This window comes from Clostridium sp. TJA032 (assembly GCF_058310275.1).
Genome location: NZ_JBZEFB010000004.1, coordinates 187,896 through 204,974, shown reverse-complemented (window position 1 = coordinate 204,974; position 17,079 = coordinate 187,896). Strand labels below are relative to the sequence as shown.

The 17,079-nt window shown below is 27.5% G+C and carries 23 protein-coding genes; 19 read left to right on the top strand and 4 right to left on the bottom strand.

Annotation, left to right across the window (positions count from 1 at the left end; translation table 11 throughout):
* Positions 1-132: 132 nt before the first annotated feature.
* From rpmH to AC4FRL_RS10385, 11 genes are all read left to right on the top strand, one after another.
* Complete coding sequence (gene rpmH / locus AC4FRL_RS10435) at positions 133-267, top strand: 50S ribosomal protein L34 (RefSeq protein ID WP_003451019.1); 135 nt, start codon at positions 133-135, stop codon at positions 265-267.
* Between the two features lie 60 nt (positions 268-327).
* On the top strand, positions 328-705 hold the full coding sequence (rnpA, locus tag AC4FRL_RS10430) for a ribonuclease P protein component (protein ID WP_491140142.1): 378 nt from the start codon (positions 328-330) through the stop codon (positions 703-705).
* The gene (gene yidD / locus AC4FRL_RS10425; RefSeq protein ID WP_491140141.1) at positions 677-886 is read left to right on the top strand and encodes a membrane protein insertion efficiency factor YidD; all 210 of its coding nucleotides are present in this window, start codon (positions 677-679) and stop codon (positions 884-886) included. Before rnpA ends, yidD begins: the two co-directional genes overlap by 29 nt.
* Positions 887-918: 32 nt before the next feature.
* On the top strand, positions 919-1,638 hold the full coding sequence (locus AC4FRL_RS10420; protein ID WP_491140140.1) for a membrane protein insertase YidC: 720 nt from the start codon (positions 919-921) through the stop codon (positions 1,636-1,638).
* A 38-nt stretch (positions 1,639-1,676) separates the two neighbouring features.
* Positions 1,677-2,300: an RNA-binding cell elongation regulator Jag/EloR gene (jag, locus tag AC4FRL_RS10415; protein WP_491140139.1), complete on the top strand. Its 624-nt coding sequence runs from the start codon at positions 1,677-1,679 to the stop codon at positions 2,298-2,300.
* A 319-nt stretch (positions 2,301-2,619) separates the two neighbouring features.
* On the top strand, positions 2,620-3,996 hold the full coding sequence (gene mnmE, locus AC4FRL_RS10410) for a tRNA uridine-5-carboxymethylaminomethyl(34) synthesis GTPase MnmE (RefSeq protein ID WP_491140138.1): 1,377 nt from the start codon (positions 2,620-2,622) through the stop codon (positions 3,994-3,996).
* A gap of 14 nt (positions 3,997-4,010) precedes the next feature.
* Positions 4,011-5,900 (top strand): tRNA uridine-5-carboxymethylaminomethyl(34) synthesis enzyme MnmG, encoded by a 1,890-nt coding sequence (gene mnmG / locus AC4FRL_RS10405; protein WP_491140137.1) that lies wholly within the window; start codon positions 4,011-4,013, stop codon positions 5,898-5,900.
* Positions 5,901-6,079: 179 nt separating this feature from the next.
* A complete protein-coding gene (gene rsmG / locus AC4FRL_RS10400; protein WP_491140136.1) occupies positions 6,080-6,799 on the top strand; it encodes a 16S rRNA (guanine(527)-N(7))-methyltransferase RsmG in 720 nt (239 codons plus the stop codon).
* Between the two features lie 181 nt (positions 6,800-6,980).
* Positions 6,981-7,760: a ParA family protein gene (locus AC4FRL_RS10395; protein WP_491140135.1), complete on the top strand. Its 780-nt coding sequence runs from the start codon at positions 6,981-6,983 to the stop codon at positions 7,758-7,760.
* The gene (locus AC4FRL_RS10390; RefSeq protein WP_491140134.1) at positions 7,753-8,613 is read left to right on the top strand and encodes a ParB/RepB/Spo0J family partition protein; all 861 of its coding nucleotides are present in this window, start codon (positions 7,753-7,755) and stop codon (positions 8,611-8,613) included. The genes AC4FRL_RS10395 and AC4FRL_RS10390 overlap by 8 nt, the downstream gene beginning before the upstream one ends.
* Before the next feature lie 48 nt (positions 8,614-8,661).
* Entirely contained in the window at positions 8,662-9,159 is a 498-nt protein-coding gene (locus AC4FRL_RS10385) for a DUF4446 family protein (RefSeq protein ID WP_491140133.1), read from the top strand.
* An 82-nt stretch (positions 9,160-9,241) separates the two neighbouring features.
* Here the strand turns inward: AC4FRL_RS10385 and yyaC are convergent, their stop codons facing one another.
* From yyaC to AC4FRL_RS10365, 4 genes are read right to left on the bottom strand one after another with little or no spacing between them, the layout of a single operon-like run.
* Entirely contained in the window at positions 9,242-9,832 is a 591-nt protein-coding gene (gene yyaC / locus AC4FRL_RS10380) for a spore protease YyaC (RefSeq protein ID WP_491140132.1), read from the bottom strand.
* A gap of 49 nt (positions 9,833-9,881) precedes the next feature.
* Positions 9,882-10,946: a sporulation integral membrane protein YtvI gene (ytvI, locus tag AC4FRL_RS10375; protein ID WP_491140131.1), complete on the bottom strand. Its 1,065-nt coding sequence runs from the start codon at positions 10,944-10,946 to the stop codon at positions 9,882-9,884.
* Between the two features lie 13 nt (positions 10,947-10,959).
* Positions 10,960-12,120, bottom strand: coding sequence for an aminotransferase class V-fold PLP-dependent enzyme (locus AC4FRL_RS10370; protein ID WP_491140129.1), 1,161 nt, complete (start codon positions 12,118-12,120; stop codon positions 10,960-10,962).
* 10 nt (positions 12,121-12,130) lie between these two features.
* The gene (locus AC4FRL_RS10365) at positions 12,131-12,778 is read right to left on the bottom strand and encodes a LysE family translocator (protein WP_491140128.1); all 648 of its coding nucleotides are present in this window, start codon (positions 12,776-12,778) and stop codon (positions 12,131-12,133) included.
* Between the two features lie 156 nt (positions 12,779-12,934).
* On the opposite strand from AC4FRL_RS10365, the gene AC4FRL_RS10360 reads away from it, so the two are divergent.
* The 8 genes from AC4FRL_RS10360 (at position 12,935) to AC4FRL_RS10325 (ending at position 17,053) form a co-directional block, all read left to right on the top strand.
* On the top strand, positions 12,935-13,168 hold the full coding sequence (locus AC4FRL_RS10360) for a putative Se/S carrier protein (RefSeq protein ID WP_491140127.1): 234 nt from the start codon (positions 12,935-12,937) through the stop codon (positions 13,166-13,168).
* Positions 13,169-13,194: 26 nt separating this feature from the next.
* Positions 13,195-14,055, top strand: a complete 861-nt coding sequence (locus tag AC4FRL_RS10355; RefSeq protein ID WP_491140126.1) for a mechanosensitive ion channel family protein — start codon at positions 13,195-13,197, stop codon at positions 14,053-14,055.
* Between the two features lie 30 nt (positions 14,056-14,085).
* Positions 14,086-14,295: a DUF951 domain-containing protein gene (locus AC4FRL_RS10350; protein WP_491140125.1), complete on the top strand. Its 210-nt coding sequence runs from the start codon at positions 14,086-14,088 to the stop codon at positions 14,293-14,295.
* A gap of 146 nt (positions 14,296-14,441) precedes the next feature.
* Complete coding sequence (rpsF, locus tag AC4FRL_RS10345) at positions 14,442-14,729, top strand: 30S ribosomal protein S6 (protein ID WP_003479405.1); 288 nt, start codon at positions 14,442-14,444, stop codon at positions 14,727-14,729.
* Between the two features lie 13 nt (positions 14,730-14,742).
* Positions 14,743-15,195, top strand: coding sequence for a single-stranded DNA-binding protein (locus AC4FRL_RS10340; protein ID WP_491140124.1), 453 nt, complete (start codon positions 14,743-14,745; stop codon positions 15,193-15,195).
* 30 nt (positions 15,196-15,225) lie between these two features.
* Positions 15,226-15,468 carry a 30S ribosomal protein S18 gene (rpsR, locus tag AC4FRL_RS10335; RefSeq protein WP_003451020.1) on the top strand — a complete coding sequence of 81 codons (243 nt, stop codon included), beginning with the start codon at positions 15,226-15,228 and terminating at the stop codon, positions 15,466-15,468.
* Between the two features lie 253 nt (positions 15,469-15,721).
* Positions 15,722-16,039, top strand: coding sequence for a MazG-like family protein (locus AC4FRL_RS10330; RefSeq protein ID WP_491140123.1), 318 nt, complete (start codon positions 15,722-15,724; stop codon positions 16,037-16,039).
* An 18-nt stretch (positions 16,040-16,057) separates the two neighbouring features.
* Positions 16,058-17,053 carry a YybS family protein gene (locus AC4FRL_RS10325; protein ID WP_491140122.1) on the top strand — a complete coding sequence of 332 codons (996 nt, stop codon included), beginning with the start codon at positions 16,058-16,060 and terminating at the stop codon, positions 17,051-17,053.
* The last annotated feature ends 26 nt before the right edge of the window (positions 17,054-17,079 follow it).

The window sequence follows — 17,079 nt, the reverse complement described above, 5'->3', positions numbered from 1 at the left end:
AAGTAAGTTATTTTCTTGACAGAGGCCAACTTGAAAGATATAATTAAACAGTAAAACCTAAATTAGCGAGTAAGTAGAAAGTTTTTAGCTTTTTACTAGAATAAAAATACTGGTTGAAGGGGGTGTATTTAAATGTTCATGACATATCAACCTAAAAAAAGACAAAGAAGTAAAGAGCATGGATTCAGAAAGAGAATGAAAACTAAATCTGGAAGAAATGTTTTAAAGAGAAGAAGACAAAAAGGTAGAAAAAGATTAACAGCATAAGGGCCGCATTTTGTGGCCTTTTTCTGCACTAAAAAGCAGAAAAAAGGGGAGCAATTTTAAATGTTACTAAGTTTAAGAAAGAACAATGAGTTTAGAACAGTTTATAGAAGAGGAAAATCTTATGCTAATGACTTACTAGTTCTTTATGTTTATCCTAATAGGAAGAATGTTACAAAAGATGGAGAACGTTTCAATAAAATAGGCGTTTCAGTTAGTAAAAAGGTTGGAAAAAGTGTAGTTAGAAGTAGAGTTAAAAGACTTATACTTGAGAATTACAGAAATAATTCTAGTGAACTTAAAAAAGGCTATGACTTTGTGTTTATTGCTAGAGTTGCTATAAACGGTAAGGATTTTAAGCAAGTAGGGAAAGCCATGAATAATTTAATAAAAAAGGCAGGTCTACGAGAGAATGAAAAAATTGTTCATAGTAATGATTAAATTCTATAGAAAATATATTTCGCCTTTAAAAAGGCCTTGTTGTAGATTTTATCCAACGTGTTCTCAATATGCGTTAGAGGCTATACAAAAGTACGGTGCTTTTAAAGGAGGACTTATGAGTATTGGAAGAATATTAAGGTGTAATCCATTTTGTAAAGGTGGATATGACCCTGTAAAATAAATATATACAGTTAAATATAGGAGGGTAATGTATTGCAGACAATTTTAAAGCCGCTAACTAATTTATTCACAATGATATTTCAAGCTATCCACGGCTTTGTTTCCTCACTAGATTTTTTTGGTGTAGGAGCTGGATATGTAATAACAATTTTCTTATTAACTTTATTAGTAAGATTAATATTATTACCACTAAATATAAAGCAAACTAGATCTCAACAAAAGATGCAAGAGATGCAACCTGAAATAGCTAAGCTTCAGAAGAAATACAAAAATAATCCTGAAAAGGCTCAACAAGAGGTTATGAAGCTTTACAAGGAAAATAATATAAACCCTATGAGTGGATGCTTACCTTTAGTAATTCAAATGCCAATATTATTTGCATTATACTATGTGTTTACTGGATTAGGAGAGTTAAAAGGAGTATCTTTCTTATGGATGGGAGATTTATGGGCTCCTGATAAGACATTTATATTACCTATATTATCAGCTGCAACAACATTTTTATCATCTTTCATAATGACAAGATCTACTCAGTCTCAATCTGGTGGCGCAGCACCTGGCGGATTAAATATGAATACTATGAATATAGTAATGGCTGGTATGATGGGTGTAATGTCAATACAATTCCCATCAATGCTTGTATTATATTGGATAATAGGTAACTTAATTCAAATGGTTCAATCATATTTCTTAGTTGTTTTACCTAATAAGAGAAGAGCTAGAGAGAAAGAACAATCTAAAGATGTAAAGTAGAAAAATTTGTTTTACTTTTCTAAGGTGGTGATAAGGGTATGAATATAATTGAGATTACTGGAAAAACTGTTGAGGATGCATTAAAAAATGCTTTAAAGCAGTTAAACACTACAGAAGATAAAGTAGAGGTTACAGTTATAGAGGAAGGTAGTAAAGGATTCTTTAATTTAATTGGTACAAAGCAAGCTAAAATATCAGTTAAATTAAAAAGAGACAGAATCTTAGAGGCTAAAAAGTTTTTAAGAGATATCTTAGATAACATGAATATACAAGCTGAAATTACTATTGAAGAAAGTAAGGATTTAGTAAGAATAAATCTTACAGGACCTAAAATGGGAGCAATTATAGGCTATAGAGGAGAAACTCTAGATTCTCTTCAGTATTTAACAAGTTTAGTAGTAAATAAATCTAAAGAGGATAAATACAAAAGAGTTGTTTTAGATACTGAAAATTATAGACAAAAGAGAGAAGAAACTCTTAGAAGATTAGCTAATAAGATTGCTTACAAGGTTAAAAAATCAGGAAAAGTTATAAAACTTGAACCTATGAATCCTTATGAGAGAAGGGTTATTCATTCAGAATTACAAAATAATGAATTTGTAAAGACCTTTAGTGAAGGTGAAGAACCTTACAGAAGGGTTGTAGTAGATATAAAGAATTAAAAGGAAAGTTTTAAACTTTCCTTTTTTTTATCCACATAAATAGTTAATTGTTTGTGGATAATTTTTTCTTACCTGTAGAAAACTTAATGATTTTAATTTTAATAAGGTGAATTTGTTTAAAATTTATCTTATTTTTTTATTTGTTATAGTATTTAATTAATTGGGTAGTATTTTTAAGTAAGTAAGCTATTTAATAAATTAGAAAAAACATATTTTTTTCCCATAAATAATATGACTTAAAATTTTGACTTATTTTGCTTTGTTGGGTAAAATCAATATTAGTTCAAATTTGAGAATATAATTATATAAGGAGGAGCTTATGAAAGAATTCGATACTATTGCTGCTATAGCTACAGCATTAGGAGAAGGTGGAATAGCTATAATTAGAGTATCAGGAAATAAAGCTCTTGAGATTGTAAATAAAATATTCAGAGGAATAAATGGAAAAGATTTATTAGACATAAAACCATATACAATGAGATATGGTCATATGATAGATGAAAATAATGAAGTTATAGATGAAGTTATAGTGAGCTTTATGAAGGGGCCTAGAAGTTTTACTGCTGAAGATACAGTAGAGATAAACTGTCATGGTGGTATAGTAGCTACTAATAAGGTATTACAAAATGTAATAAAAGCAGGAGCAAGACTTGCAGAGCCTGGTGAATTTACAAAAAGAGCCTTTTTAAATGGTAGAATAGATTTAAGCCAAGCAGAAGCTGTTATGGATATAATAACTGCAAAAACTGAGCTTTCAATGAAGTCAGCTATGACTCAAAGTCAAGGAAGACTTTCTAATGAAATAAACAATCTTAGAAAAGAAGCTTTAGATATACTAGCTTTAATAGAATATGCTGTTGATTTTACAGAAGATGATGAGGAACCAGATGAAACTATACCAGTTAAAGTTAAAGAGGATGTTATAACTCTTAAAGATAAAGTTGACCATTTAATTGATACAGCAGATGAAGGGAAACTTATTAGAGATGGATTGAGCATGGTTATAGTTGGAAAACCTAATGTTGGAAAGTCATCTCTTTTAAATGCTTTATTAAATGAAAAGAGAGCTATAGTAACTGATATAGCTGGTACTACAAGAGATGTAATAGAAGAATATATAAACTTAGATGGAATACCTGTTAGATTAGTAGATACAGCGGGAATAAGAGAAACAGAGGATGTTGTAGAAAAAATAGGTGTTGAAAAGTCTAAGGAAAAGATAAATGAAGCTGATTTAGTTATACTTATGCTAGACACAAGTAGAGAACTAGATGATGAGGATAAAGAAATTATCGATTATATTAAAGATAGAAAATACATAGTACTTTTAAATAAAGTTGATTTAGATAGAAAGTTATCCTCAGATATTGTGGATAACTTAGAAAATAAAATCGAGTTATCTGCAAAAACTGGTTTTGGTATAGATGATTTAAAAGATAAAATAAAAGAATTATTTTTTAATGGTTCAATTGATGCAGAAAGTGTTATGGTAACTAATACAAGACACAAAGAAGCTTTATATAGAGCTTCTGAAAATTTAGAAGGGGCATTAAAAGGACTTAATAACAATGAATTCTTAGATTTAGTTTCAATTTATGTTACTTCTGCCTTAAGAGCATTAGGAGAAATAACAGGAGCTGAATTAGAAGAAGATTTAGTAAACAAAATATTTGCAGAGTTTTGTTGTGGAAAATAGGAGAATGATTAAATATGAGATATGATGCAGGAAGTTATGATATAGTTGTTATAGGTGCTGGTCATGCAGGTTGTGAAGCAGGATTAGCTGCAGCTAGAATGGGATGTAAAACTTTAGTTTGCACATTAACATTAGATTCTGTTGCTATGATGCCATGTAATCCTAATATTGGTGGAACTGCTAAGGGACATCTAGTTAGAGAAATAGATGCTTTAGGTGGAGAAATGGGTGTTAATATAGACCATACCTTCATCCAGTCTAAGATGTTAAATACCTCTAAAGGACCTGCTGTACACTCTTTAAGAGCACAAGCTGATAAGAAAAAATATCAAGAAAGAATGAAAAGAGTTTTAGAAACACAAGAAAATCTTTATTTAAGACAGTTAGAAGTAGTAGCTGTTGAAGTTGAAGAGGGAAAAGTTAAAGGTGTGTTAACTAAAAATGGTGGTTTTTTTGAGTGTAAAGCCGTTATAATGACAAGTGGAACATACTTACAAAGTAGAATAATAATTGGAGATGTTAGCTATAGCCAAGGGCCAAATGGACTTAGTAATGCTACTGAACTTTCAAAATCATTAATAGATTTAGGAATTGACCTTAGAAGATTTAAAACTGGTACTCCAGCTAGAGTAAATAAAAGAAGTGTGGATTTCTCTAAAATGATAGAGCAACCAGGAGATGAAGAAATAATACCATTTTCTTTTATAAGTGGAGACATATATAGAGAGCAAGTTTCATGTTGGTTAACTTACACCAATGAGGAAACACATAAGGTAATTCAAGAAAATATACATAGATCACCAATGTATAATGGTAGCATAAAAGGTGTTGGACCAAGATACTGCCCTTCAATAGAGGATAAAGTAATGAGATTCCAAGATAAAGATAGACATCAAATCTTTATAGAGCCAGAAGGTGATGATACAGAAGAAATGTATGTTGGAGGAATGTCTTCATCTCTTCCAGAAGATGTTCAAGTTAAAATGTTAAAAACAGTTCCAGGACTTGAGAATGCTGAAATTATGAGAACTGCTTATGCAATTGAATATGATTGTATAGACCCAACACAATTAAAGGCTTCATTAGAATTTAAAAATATTGATGGATTCTTTAGTGCAGGTCAAATAAATGGTAGCTCAGGCTATGAAGAGGCTGGTGCTCAAGGAATAGTGGCAGGTATAAATGCAGCTTTAAAAGTTCAAGGTAAAGAGCCAATGATTTTAACAAGGTCAGATGGATATGTAGGAGTTTTAATTGATGACTTAATAACTAAGGGAACTAATGAACCTTATAGAATGATGACATCAAGAGCAGAGTATAGATTATTATTAAGACAGGATAATGCTGACTTTAGATTAACTGAAATAGGTCATAAAGTAGGCTTAGTTACTGAAGAAAGATGGAAGAAGTTTAAAGAAAGAAAACATAATTTAGAAAAAGAACTTGAAAGACTTAAAGAACTTCAAATAACTAATAAAGCTGAAAATAATGAGAAGATAGTTGAGTTAGGTTCAACAGAACTTAAAAAGCCAATAAAGATGTATGAACTTATAAAAAGACCAGAGTTAGATTATTTTTCATTAGCGTGTTTAGACCCAGAAAGACCTGATTTACCAAAAGATATTGGAGAGCAAATAAACATAATAGCTAGATATGAAGGATATATTCAAACTCAATTAGAACAAGTAGCTCAATTTAAAAAGTTTGAGAAAAAAGTTCTTCCTGAAGATTTAGATTATAATGATGTAAATAGTTTAAGAATAGAGGCAATACAAAAGCTAAATAAAATAAGACCTTTAAACATAGGTCAAGCATCAAGAATATCAGGGGTATCCCCAGCGGATATATCAGTTCTTTTAATATTCTTAGAGCATTATAGAAAAACTGAAAAGAATAATAAGTAAGTAAAAAAGTTATTAAGAAGTTTTCAACAGCACCTGTGGATAAGTATTGTGAAAAAACTTAAAAAGGTGCTGTTTTAACACTTTTAAAAAGTTATCCACCTGTGGATAACTTTAGTTTTTTAGTAGAAAATAAAATTTATAATATACTTTTTCATAATCTTAAATTTGGAGGATTAAAAATGCAATATTTTGATTTAATGAAAAAAGCATGTGATAGTGTAAATATGGAATTTAATGAAGATAAATATGAAAAATTTATGCTATATAAAGATTTATTAAAAGAATGGAATGAAAAAATAAACTTAACTGCTATAACTGAGGAGGAAGAAATTATAAAGAAGCATTTTATAGATTGTATAAAAGCCTTTAAAGCTGAAGAATTTAAAAATGCTAAAACTGTAATAGATGTTGGAACAGGTGCTGGATTTCCAGGATTACCTATAGCTATTATGAGAGAAGAAGTTGAAGTTACCTTATTAGATTCTTTAAATAAAAGAATAAATTTTTTAAATGAAGTTATAAATAAATTAGGTTTAAAAAATGTTGAAACTATACATTCTAGAGCAGAGGATGGAGCAAGAAAAAAAGAGTTAAGAGAAAGTTTTGATATTGCAACATCAAGAGCTGTTGCAAATATGTGTGTTTTAAGTGAATTTTGTATTCCTTATGTAAAGGTTAATGGAAATTTTATAGCATTAAAAGGACCTAATATAACTGAAGAATTAAATGAAGCTAAAAATGCAATTGGAACCTTAGGTGGTAAACTTAAAGGGATAACTGAAGTAGAGATTGAAGGTACGGATTTAAATCACAATTTAGTTATAATAGATAAAATAAAAAGTACTCCTAAGACTTACCCTAGAAAAGCAGGAAATGTAACAAAAAAACCATTAAAATAAATATGATGTTTATTAATATAAAAATAGAAATGTTTCACGTGAAACATTTCTATTTTTTTCATTTTTTTAAGGATAAATAACAAATATCATCTTTTATTATGTAATGTAAAAATATATAATAAAATAGATGTATTAGAAGGGAGGTGAATGTTCAAGAATATGTTATTCTTGGATGATTTTAATGAAAACAATTTGTGTTTTTAATCAAAAAGGTGGAGTTGGAAAAACAACAACAAATATAAATTTATGTTCATACTTAGCTATGCAGGGATTTAAAGTTTTAGCTATAGATATAGACCCTCAAGGAAACACTACAAGTGGCTTAGGTATAGATAAAAGAAAATTAGACAAGTCTATATATGAGTTGCTAACAGAAGGAGAAAATATTGAAAACATAATAAAAAAATGTGAATTAGTTGATAATCTTTATGTTGTTCCAGCAAGAATGGAACTAGCTGGTGCAGAGGTAGAAATTATAGATAGAAAAGATAGAGAGCATATACTTAAAAATGCAATAGATAAAATTAAGGATAAATTTGATTTTATATTTATTGACTGTCCTCCATCTCTAGGTGTTTTAACAATTAATGCTTTAGTTGCCTCTCATAGTGTTTTAATACCTATACAAGCAGAATATTATGCTTTAGAAGGAGTTGGACAATTAATAAATACAATAAATTTAGTTAAAAAGTCTTTGAATAAGGACTTAGATATAGAAGGTGTAGTTATGACCATGTATGATTCTAGAACAAACTTAAGTACAGAGGTTTATAAGGAAGTTAAAGAATATTTTAAAGATAGGTTGTATGAAACAACTATTCCTAGAAATGTTAGATTAGCAGAAGCACCTAGTTTTGGACTACCAATATGCCTTTATGATGAAAAGTGTAGAGGTGCTAAATCATATGAAAATTTAACTGAGGAATTCCTAAAAAGACAGGGAGTGAATATAGATGGCTAAAAAATTTGGCTTAGGGAAAGGCTTAGGGGCATTAATTCCCGAAGATAATATTAAAGAAGATAAAATAAAAGATAATGGAATAATAAATATAGACCTTAAAGATATTAAGGCTAATAGTAAACAACCTAGAAAGTTTTTTGATAATGATAAGTTAAATGAGTTAGCTGAATCTGTAAAAGAACATGGAATAATACAACCTTTAATATTAAAGAAAGAAGAAGTTGGATATTCTATTATTGCAGGAGAAAGAAGATTTAGAGCAGCAAAAATAGCTAATTTAAAAGAAGTTCCTTCTGTTATAATGAATATTTCAAATGAAAAGTTATTACAAGTTTCTTTAATAGAAAACATTCAAAGAGAAGATTTAAATCCTATAGAAGAAGCTTTAGCTTATGAAAGATTATTAAAAGAGTTTTCTTTAACTCAAGAATCACTTTCAAAGACTATGGGTAAATCAAGAGCCTCTATAACTAATACTATGAGATTATTAAAATTAGATGATAGAGTTAAAGAGTATATTATAGAAGGTGTAATTTCTGAAGGACATGGAAGAGCTTTATTATCTTTAGATAATGAAGAACAATATAAAATGTCACAGAAAATAATAGATAATTCTTTATCTGTTAGAGAAACAGAAAAATTAGTTAAAAAATTAATAAATAATGTAGCTGAAGAAAATGCATCAAAAAGAAGAAAGCCTTTAAATCCTTACTATAAAGATGTAAGAGATAGACTTCAAGAGCATTTTGGAACTAAGGTTAACTTAAATTCTAATAAAAATAAAGGTAAAATAGAGATTGAGTACTATTCAGAAGAAGATTTACAAAGAATACTAGATATTATAAATCTTTAAAATGTTTCACGTGAAACATTTTAAAAATATGAAGGGATGATAAATCACATGGAAAATATACTAAATATACTTACAGAATATTCAACTTATATTACAATAGGATTAATAGTATTAGTATTAATTCAATTTATAATGTTAATAGTAGCTTTTAGAAGTTTAAGTAAAGTTGAAAATAAATTTAGAAAACTTATGAGGGGAGTTAATAATAAAAATTTAGAAGAGCTTATTAAATCTTATTTTGATAAAGTAGAAGAGGTAGAAAAAAATTCAGAAGAAACTTTAAAAACAAACAAAGTTTTAAGAGAAAAAGTTGAAAAATGTACTCAAAAAGTATCTGTTATAAGATATAAAGCCTTTGAAGATGTAGGTAGTGATTTAAGCTTTTCAGTTGCATTATTAGATGGAGAAAATAACGGAGTAATCTTAACAGGAATTTATGGAAGAGATTATAGTACAACATATGCTAAGCCAATAGATAAAGGAATATCTAGATATGATTTATCTGAAGAGGAATTACATGTGTTAAATGCTGCAATGAATAAATAAAATTTAAATAGGATATATTAGATAAGATTTTCTTATTTAATATATCCTATTTTTATGTTTCACGTGAAACATTTTTATTGATTTAAAGAATATTTTTTAAAGTAGTATCTAATAAATTATTTTTAAAACCTTTAGATTTTAATACACAATGATGAATTCCGCTAGATATTGTTTTTGCAAGTAGCATTACAGTATATAATCTAGTATTTTGTAAAATCATAAAATCTAGAGAACCTGTGATATTTACAAAGCCTAATATTCTTAAATCTCCTATTTCAGGCAAATCTTTATTAAGTGCTTTACCAGGTTTAAGAGGCTTTCTTTCTATAATTACATTTCCAACAGAGTCAACTGACCCTAAAGATGCATCTATTGATATAATAAAGGGTTTTTTATGTTTTGATTTTATGAATTTTATTGTTTCTTTTAAATTACCTGCATGTACAGTATTTTCTAAAGTGCCATATACAAATATATTGTCTTTACATAAAAATTTAATTTTATCTCCTACTAAGGGACCTAAGGAGTCTCCTGTAGACCTATCAGAACCTATACAAAGAAAAATTATTGGTCTATTAGATTTTATTATTTCAGATAATTCTTCACAAAGATAATCTCTAATTTTAAAGGCTGCTTTTGAATCTAAAGAATTTACACAAAAATCTGCACACATTATATCACCTTCCTTATTAGAAATTATTACCATTAAAATTAAGTATATACTATAAAATATTAACTTTTCTTAGAATTTTAAAAAAAAGCACTAAAAATATTAAAAATAAAACTCCTAAAAAGCCCATAGTTTCTATACCTATAAATATACATATTAACATTATTAATGGATGTATTCCTAAGGTTGATGACATTAACTTAGGTTCTAAAAATTGTCTAAATAAAAATATAAAAATATAAATTAATAATAAAAAAAGAGAAGTTAAAATATTTCCATTAATATAGTATATAAATATAAGTGGAAAATATATAAGAGGCATTCCTAAAACAGGAACTAAATCTAATAAAGCTGCCAAAAAACTTAATAAAAGAGAATATTTAATACCTAAAATAGAAAAGCTTATAAAGCTTATAAAAAATGATATTAAAATTAAAATTAAATATGATAAACAGTAATTTAAAAACATTTTTTTTATTTCAACAATTAGTAAGAATATTTTTTCGCTTTTTTTTATACTAAAATATTCATATATTAGCTCTCTAAATTTAAAGGTAACTAGTTCTTTAGTTAAAAAATAGGTAGATAGTATTGTAAATATAATTACCATAATAGTATATGGAAGATAACTTACGAATAAAAAAATTTGTTGAATTATTAAGGTGCTAAAAGAAATAAAAATCTTTGTAAGTTCTTTAAAGGAAGAAGTTAAAATTTCCTTTAATAAATTTAAAGTTTCTGAATTAGAAAAAAATCTTTGAATATAAAATTGAAAAGTATTAAATTGATTTTGTATTTCCTTAGAGTTATTAGAGATAAATTCTTGAATATTGTTAGTTAAGGAAGAAGATTCATATATTAAGCAAATAATAAATAATATTAAAGATAATAAGATTAAAGAAAAAAATATAAAATTAATTATTAGAGAACTTAATACTATGTTTATTTTTAGCTTTTTAAATAAGTAAGTTGTTGGAATTTTTAGTATTAAGGCAAAAATAAAAGCTAATATAAAAGGAAGAGTAAATTTTAAAGTTTTAAAAAAGATAAAAAATATAAGTGTGTATAAAAGAAAAAACACACTTATTTTTTTACCTTCGATTATTAAATTTTTCATGAGTTAGAAGTGACTACCTCCTAGAAATTATTTCTTTTATAACTTCAACAAATCTATACACTTCTTCTAAGGTGTTAAAATACCCTAAACTTATTCTTATACTTCCCCTAGGGTAAGAACCTACTGTTTTATGTGCAAGAGGAGTACAATGGAGTCCTGTTCTACAACTTATATTAAATTCACTATCTAATAAAAATCCTACAAACTCAGGGTCCATGCCTTCAATATTGAAAGAAATTGTTGAAGTTTTCATTTTTGCATCCATAGGACCATAAATCTTAATTTCAGGAATTTCACTAAGTAAATCCATAGCTTTTTGGCAAAGCTCATCTTCTTTTAACCTTATATTTTCTATTCCCTCTTTTTTTATAAATTTTATACCTTCATAAAGACCTATAATACCAGGAGTATTTAAAGTTCCATATTCAAATTTATCAGGTAAATCTTGAGGTTGTTCAACTAAAGAGGAATTACTTCCAGTACCACCAGAAAAAATGTTTTTGCAGATAGAATTTAGTTTATCATCTATTATAAAACCACCTATTCCTTGAGGACCTAAAAGTGATTTATGTCCTGTAAAGGCTAAAGCATTTATATTAAAATCTGTCATATTAATTGGAATAACACCAGCTGTTTGAGCAGAATCTAATATAAAGAAAATATTATTCTCTTTGCAAATATGACCAATTTCTTTTATAGGTTGAATTGTTCCAACTAAATTAGAAGCATGAGATAATATTATAAGCTTTGTGTTTTCTTTAATTTTTTCTTTAATTTTTTTTATAGATACTAGACCTTTAGAATCGCATTCAATTATATCTAGTTCTACATTAGGAAGTTCTTTAGTGATTTTTGATAAAGGTCTTAAGACAGAATTATGTTCCATAGATGTAGTAATTATATGCCAGTTAGGTTTAATTATTCCTAAAAGTAACATATTTAAAGCCATTGTAATATTACTTGTAAAAATAACATTTTCACTTTTAGGAAAATTAAAAAAATTAGCTAATTCATAGCGACAGTTATAAACTATTCTGCTACTTTGTAGAGAGGAGGAAGAAGAACCTCTATTTGCACTTCCACCTTCAAAACTCATGTAATTCATCATAGCTTTTATTACATTTTTAGGTTTAGGAAAAGTTGTTGCTGCATTATCAAAATATATTTTATCCATAAGAAAAACCTCACATGAAAATTTTAATTATTCCGTATATTGTAAAGCCTAAACCAAGTAAAATCATTAAGAATTTAACACTTTTATCAGCTTTACCTGTAATTTCTTTTTTTACTAAACTTCCGCCCTTAGCAGCCATAAAATTTAAAAATATAAACCAAGCTAAAGTAGTTATAAACATAGATATTATGGCAACAAAAAAGAAGTGCTTACCAGATAGTTTCCAAATGCTCATTATACCAGCACTTACTGCCATCCAAACTGATAAGGTCATAGGGTTTACAAAGGTCATTAAAAAGCCATTTATAAAACCATTACCAGTTTTATGTTTTCCTATGGTTTCAACACATTTTTCATCTAAACTTTTTTTAGAAGATTTAAATAATATGTTGATTAGTATAAGTACTAAGCCTGAAATAATCCAAAAGGCACATTCTACATACTTATTTAAATTTAATAATTGGGCTACTCCGAAGTTTATTAATAATATGTACAAATAATCGGCGGCAATGGCTCCTAAGGAAACTTCAAAGCCATTTTTAAATCCTTTATCTAGAGATTGTGTTGCAGCTTCTATTGCTGCAGGACCTAATGGAATGGAAACTACAAGTCCAGTTACAAGTCCAGATAAAATCGCCTTTAAATAGAAAAAAGACATACCAAAACTCCTTTAACAGTTGTTTTTATAAATTTACATATTTATATTATAGTTCAAAATAGAAAAGCTTTCACCCTTATTTTGAAAGTGTTAACTTTTATAATATATACTTATATGTATAATATTATTATGATTGACTTTTAGGAGGGAAAAATAATGAAGGACTTTATTATGGTGTTTAATAATACTCATGAGGCGATGGAAGGTGAGAGAATATTAAAAGAGAATAATATAACTTTTATAATTATGCCAACGCCTACATATATAACTAAGAGTTGTGGTATAAGTGCAGCTTTTAATAAAGACCAAATAGAAAAAATTGAAAGCTTAGATATTAAATTTAAAAACATATATTCAATAACAAAAAATGGATTTGAAGTATATAAATAGGCTTTTAAATCATAGGGAGTGGATTAATGTTATTAGATAGTCTGCTAGGAATTAATTTTGACTTTGACCAGATTAAGTTTGGTAAAATAAAAATATCTTTATCTACAATTGATTTTTTATTAAAAAAATTTATAACAATATGTGTAATATTAATTTTTATGGCTTTAATAATTAAAGTGGGAAGTAAATTGATAGATAAAGCTGTAAAAAAACAAATAGAAACAAACTTTAAGTTTTCTTTAGATACTAGAAAGGCAAATACCTTAGGCTCGCTTTTAAAGAGTATTTTAATGTATTCAGTTTATTTTATAGGTATAACTACAATATTATCTATTATATTTGGAAATGTATCTTGGGCCTTTGCATCCATAGGTGGTGTTGCTGTAGGTTTAGGAGCTCAAAGTTTTGTCAAAGATGTTATAAATGGTATTTTTATATTATTTGATAATCAATATAATGTTGGAGATTTTGTAACCATTGAAGGAGTAAGTGGAGTAGTTGAAGTTATAGGCCTTAGAAGTACGGAAATTAGAGATTATGATGGTTCACTACATATAATACCAAATGGAATGATAAGAATGGTTACTAATCATTGTAGGGGAGATATTAGGGTTCAAATTAGTATTGGAATTTCCTATAATGAAGATGTAAGTAAGGTAATAGATACCATAAATTCTGTCTGTGATTTATACAGTAAAGAAAATGAAGATGTAACAGAACCTTTAAAGGTTTGGGGAATTACAGACATAACAAGTTCTAATGTTAATCTTAAAATTAGTGGAAAAGTTAAATCAATGAAACGTTTAGAGATTGAATTAGAAATAAGAAATAAAATTAAGATTGCTTTAGATAAAAAGAAATATATAAAAGATATAATAATAAATTAAATTTATATTTTATATAGGAGGTTATTTAATTTGATAAATAAATTTTATGTTGGTGATATAGTTAAAATGAGAAAGACTCATCCTTGTGGTAGTGATTCATGGGAAATAATAAGAGTTGGTGCTGATATTAAAATAAAATGTTTAGGCTGTTTAAGAATTGTTATGCTTCCAAGAAGTAAATTTCAAAAAGGTGTGAAAAAGATTATAAAATCAATGGCACCAGAAGAAGAAATTATGTAATTATTTTTTTAAAAATTAAATTTATAAAAGTTAAATTTACCTTTATAAATAGGGTTGCAATAACCATCTTTTAATGTTAGAATATTTAATTGTAATCCCTGCTATGCTAGAGCATAGCCGTAGTCCAGAGGGAGGAGGTGTAAATGATGAGAAAATATGAAACTATATTCGTAGCTCACCCATCATTAGACGAGGAAGCTGTTAAAGCTTTAATCGAAAAATTCAAGGGTGTTATAGAAAACGGAAATGGTACAGTTGACAATGTTGATTTCTGGGGTAAGAGAAAATTAGCTTACGAAATCGCTAAAGTTAACGAAGGTTACTATACTTTAATCAACTTCACTGCTAACCCAGAATTACCAAAAGAGTTAGACAGAGTATTTGGAATAACTGACGGAATAATCAGACACATCATCGTTAAAGAAGAGCAATAAGAGGTGGTCGTAAATGAATAAAGTAGTTTTAATTGGTAGACTTACTAAAGATCCAGAGCTTAGATTTGCAGCAGGAAGCGGTACAGCAGTTGCAAGATTTACATTAGCTGTAAATAGACAATTCAAAAAAGATGAAGCTGATTTTATCAGTTGCATAGCTTTTGGAAAAACTGGTGAAACAATAGCTCAATATATTACTAAAGGCAGACAATTGGCTGTTTCAGGTAATATAAGAACTGGAAGTTATCAAGCTCAAGATGGAACTAGAAGATACACTACTGATGTAGTTGTTGAAAGTTTTGACTTTATCGATTCAGGAAATGGCGGAGCAAGAGGTAACTCTGGTTTTGGTTCAGGAAATGATTTCGGTGGTTCTTTCGGTATGCCAGACAATTCATTTAGTGATTCATCATTCAATAGTAATGATGATATGACACCAATTGATGATGGAGACATTCCATTCTAATTCATAATTTAGGTAAGGAGGGAAATCGTGATGAGTAACGTAAAAAGAGGCGGAAAATTCAGAAGAGCAAGAAAAAAAGTTTGCATATTCTGTGTTGATAAAGCTGAATCAATAGATTACAAAGATGTAGCTAAATTAAAGAAATACATCACAGAAAGAGGTAAAATATTACCAAGAAGAATTTCTGGAACTTGTGCTAAGCATCAAAGACAATTAACAGATGCTATCAAGAGATCAAGAAATATCGCATTATTACCATTCACAACTGAGTAATGGTTGCAAACCCCTGATATTTTCAGGGGTTTTTTTTATTATATATTTATTTAATTATATTATGATTAAATAAAATTTATTTGTACACTTATTGTATTAAAGGTATACTTAATAAAACATATAACTAAGGTATAAGTATAAATTTTTTAAGATTTTAGCTTATATTTTAATTTAGTTCTCATTTATTGCATAAGATTAAAAAAATAAATAAAATAAATATATACAATAAAAGGGTATAAATTGGGAGGGTAATATGAAAAAAGATAATTTTAATATCATGGGGGATATAAAGATTATTGAAGAGATAAAAGCGCAAATTATCTGTATTTTAGGAGAGCTATTTACACTTTTAACTAGGGGTAGTAATGTGGCTAAAGATGCCATAGTAAACTGTATAGCATCTTTGATTATTTTACTATACATTTTAGCAGATAAGTTAGGTCATTCTGCCATAGAAGTGGATGAAACAATTAAAAAAAGTTTAAAAATTGGGATAGTTGAAGAAGATAGTTTAGAAAAGCAAGGAGGTAACTTAACTAAGTTATTTAATCATTTAAAAGAAAGAAGATAGTTTATTTTGGAGGAACATATGGAAGAAAAATTTAATAGTAAACCTATAGTTCAAGCAGGTGTTATGGTTGCTTTAACTGTTATATTTATGATGCTTTCAACTTTGCCTGTAGTAGGAAGTATAATAAACTTTGTAATTCCAATTCCTATAGCTATACTATATGTAAAGTATAGTTTTAAAATTTCTCTTTGTAATATTATTATTAGTGGAATTTTAGTTGGGCTTTTTATGGGAGTTTTATATGGAATTCAAATAGCTTTATTAAATGGTATTACAGGATTAGTTTTAGGAATATGTGTAAAGAAGAAGTTTTCAGGAGTAAAATCCTTTGTAAGTTTATTGATTGCTAATACAGTTGGAATCTTTATAGAATTAGCATTATTATTTTCTTCACTTACAGGAATTAGTTTTCAAGATTATGTGAATGAAATGGTAGAAATGTTTAATGAAACAGCAAACTTAACTCAACAAATGATGGGAAATGCCCAAGCTAATACTCAAATGTTAGAACTTATGAAATCTGTTGATGCAAATTTTATAATAAGTATGATGCCTATAGTCTTAGGGATTTCTATAATCATTAGAACATTTTTAGTTTACATTGTAGGAAAATACATTATTAATAGATTAGGCTTTAAATTAAATAGTTTACCACCTTTTTCAAAGTGGTTTTTTAATCCAATATTAATTGCCTTAATTGTATTATTAAATATTATTCTTGTATTCTTAGTAACTAAAGGGGTTGCGATTAATAAAGGTATTTATATGCTTAGCTTGAATATATTATTTTTCATGTTAGTAATTCAAGGCTTGGCTGTAATTTCATACCTTTTAAAATATAAATATAAGTTTTCAAACTTTTTTGTGGTTTTTATTAGTATATTAGCAGTTATGTCTATTTCTCAATTATTAGGAATACTAGGTCTTTTAGATGTTTTACTTGATATAAGAGGAGTAGACCCAAATAGTTTAGGAAGTTATATTAAGGAGAAAATAAAAAAGAGAAGCAAATAACTAATATTTATATTTAGTAAGGGGCT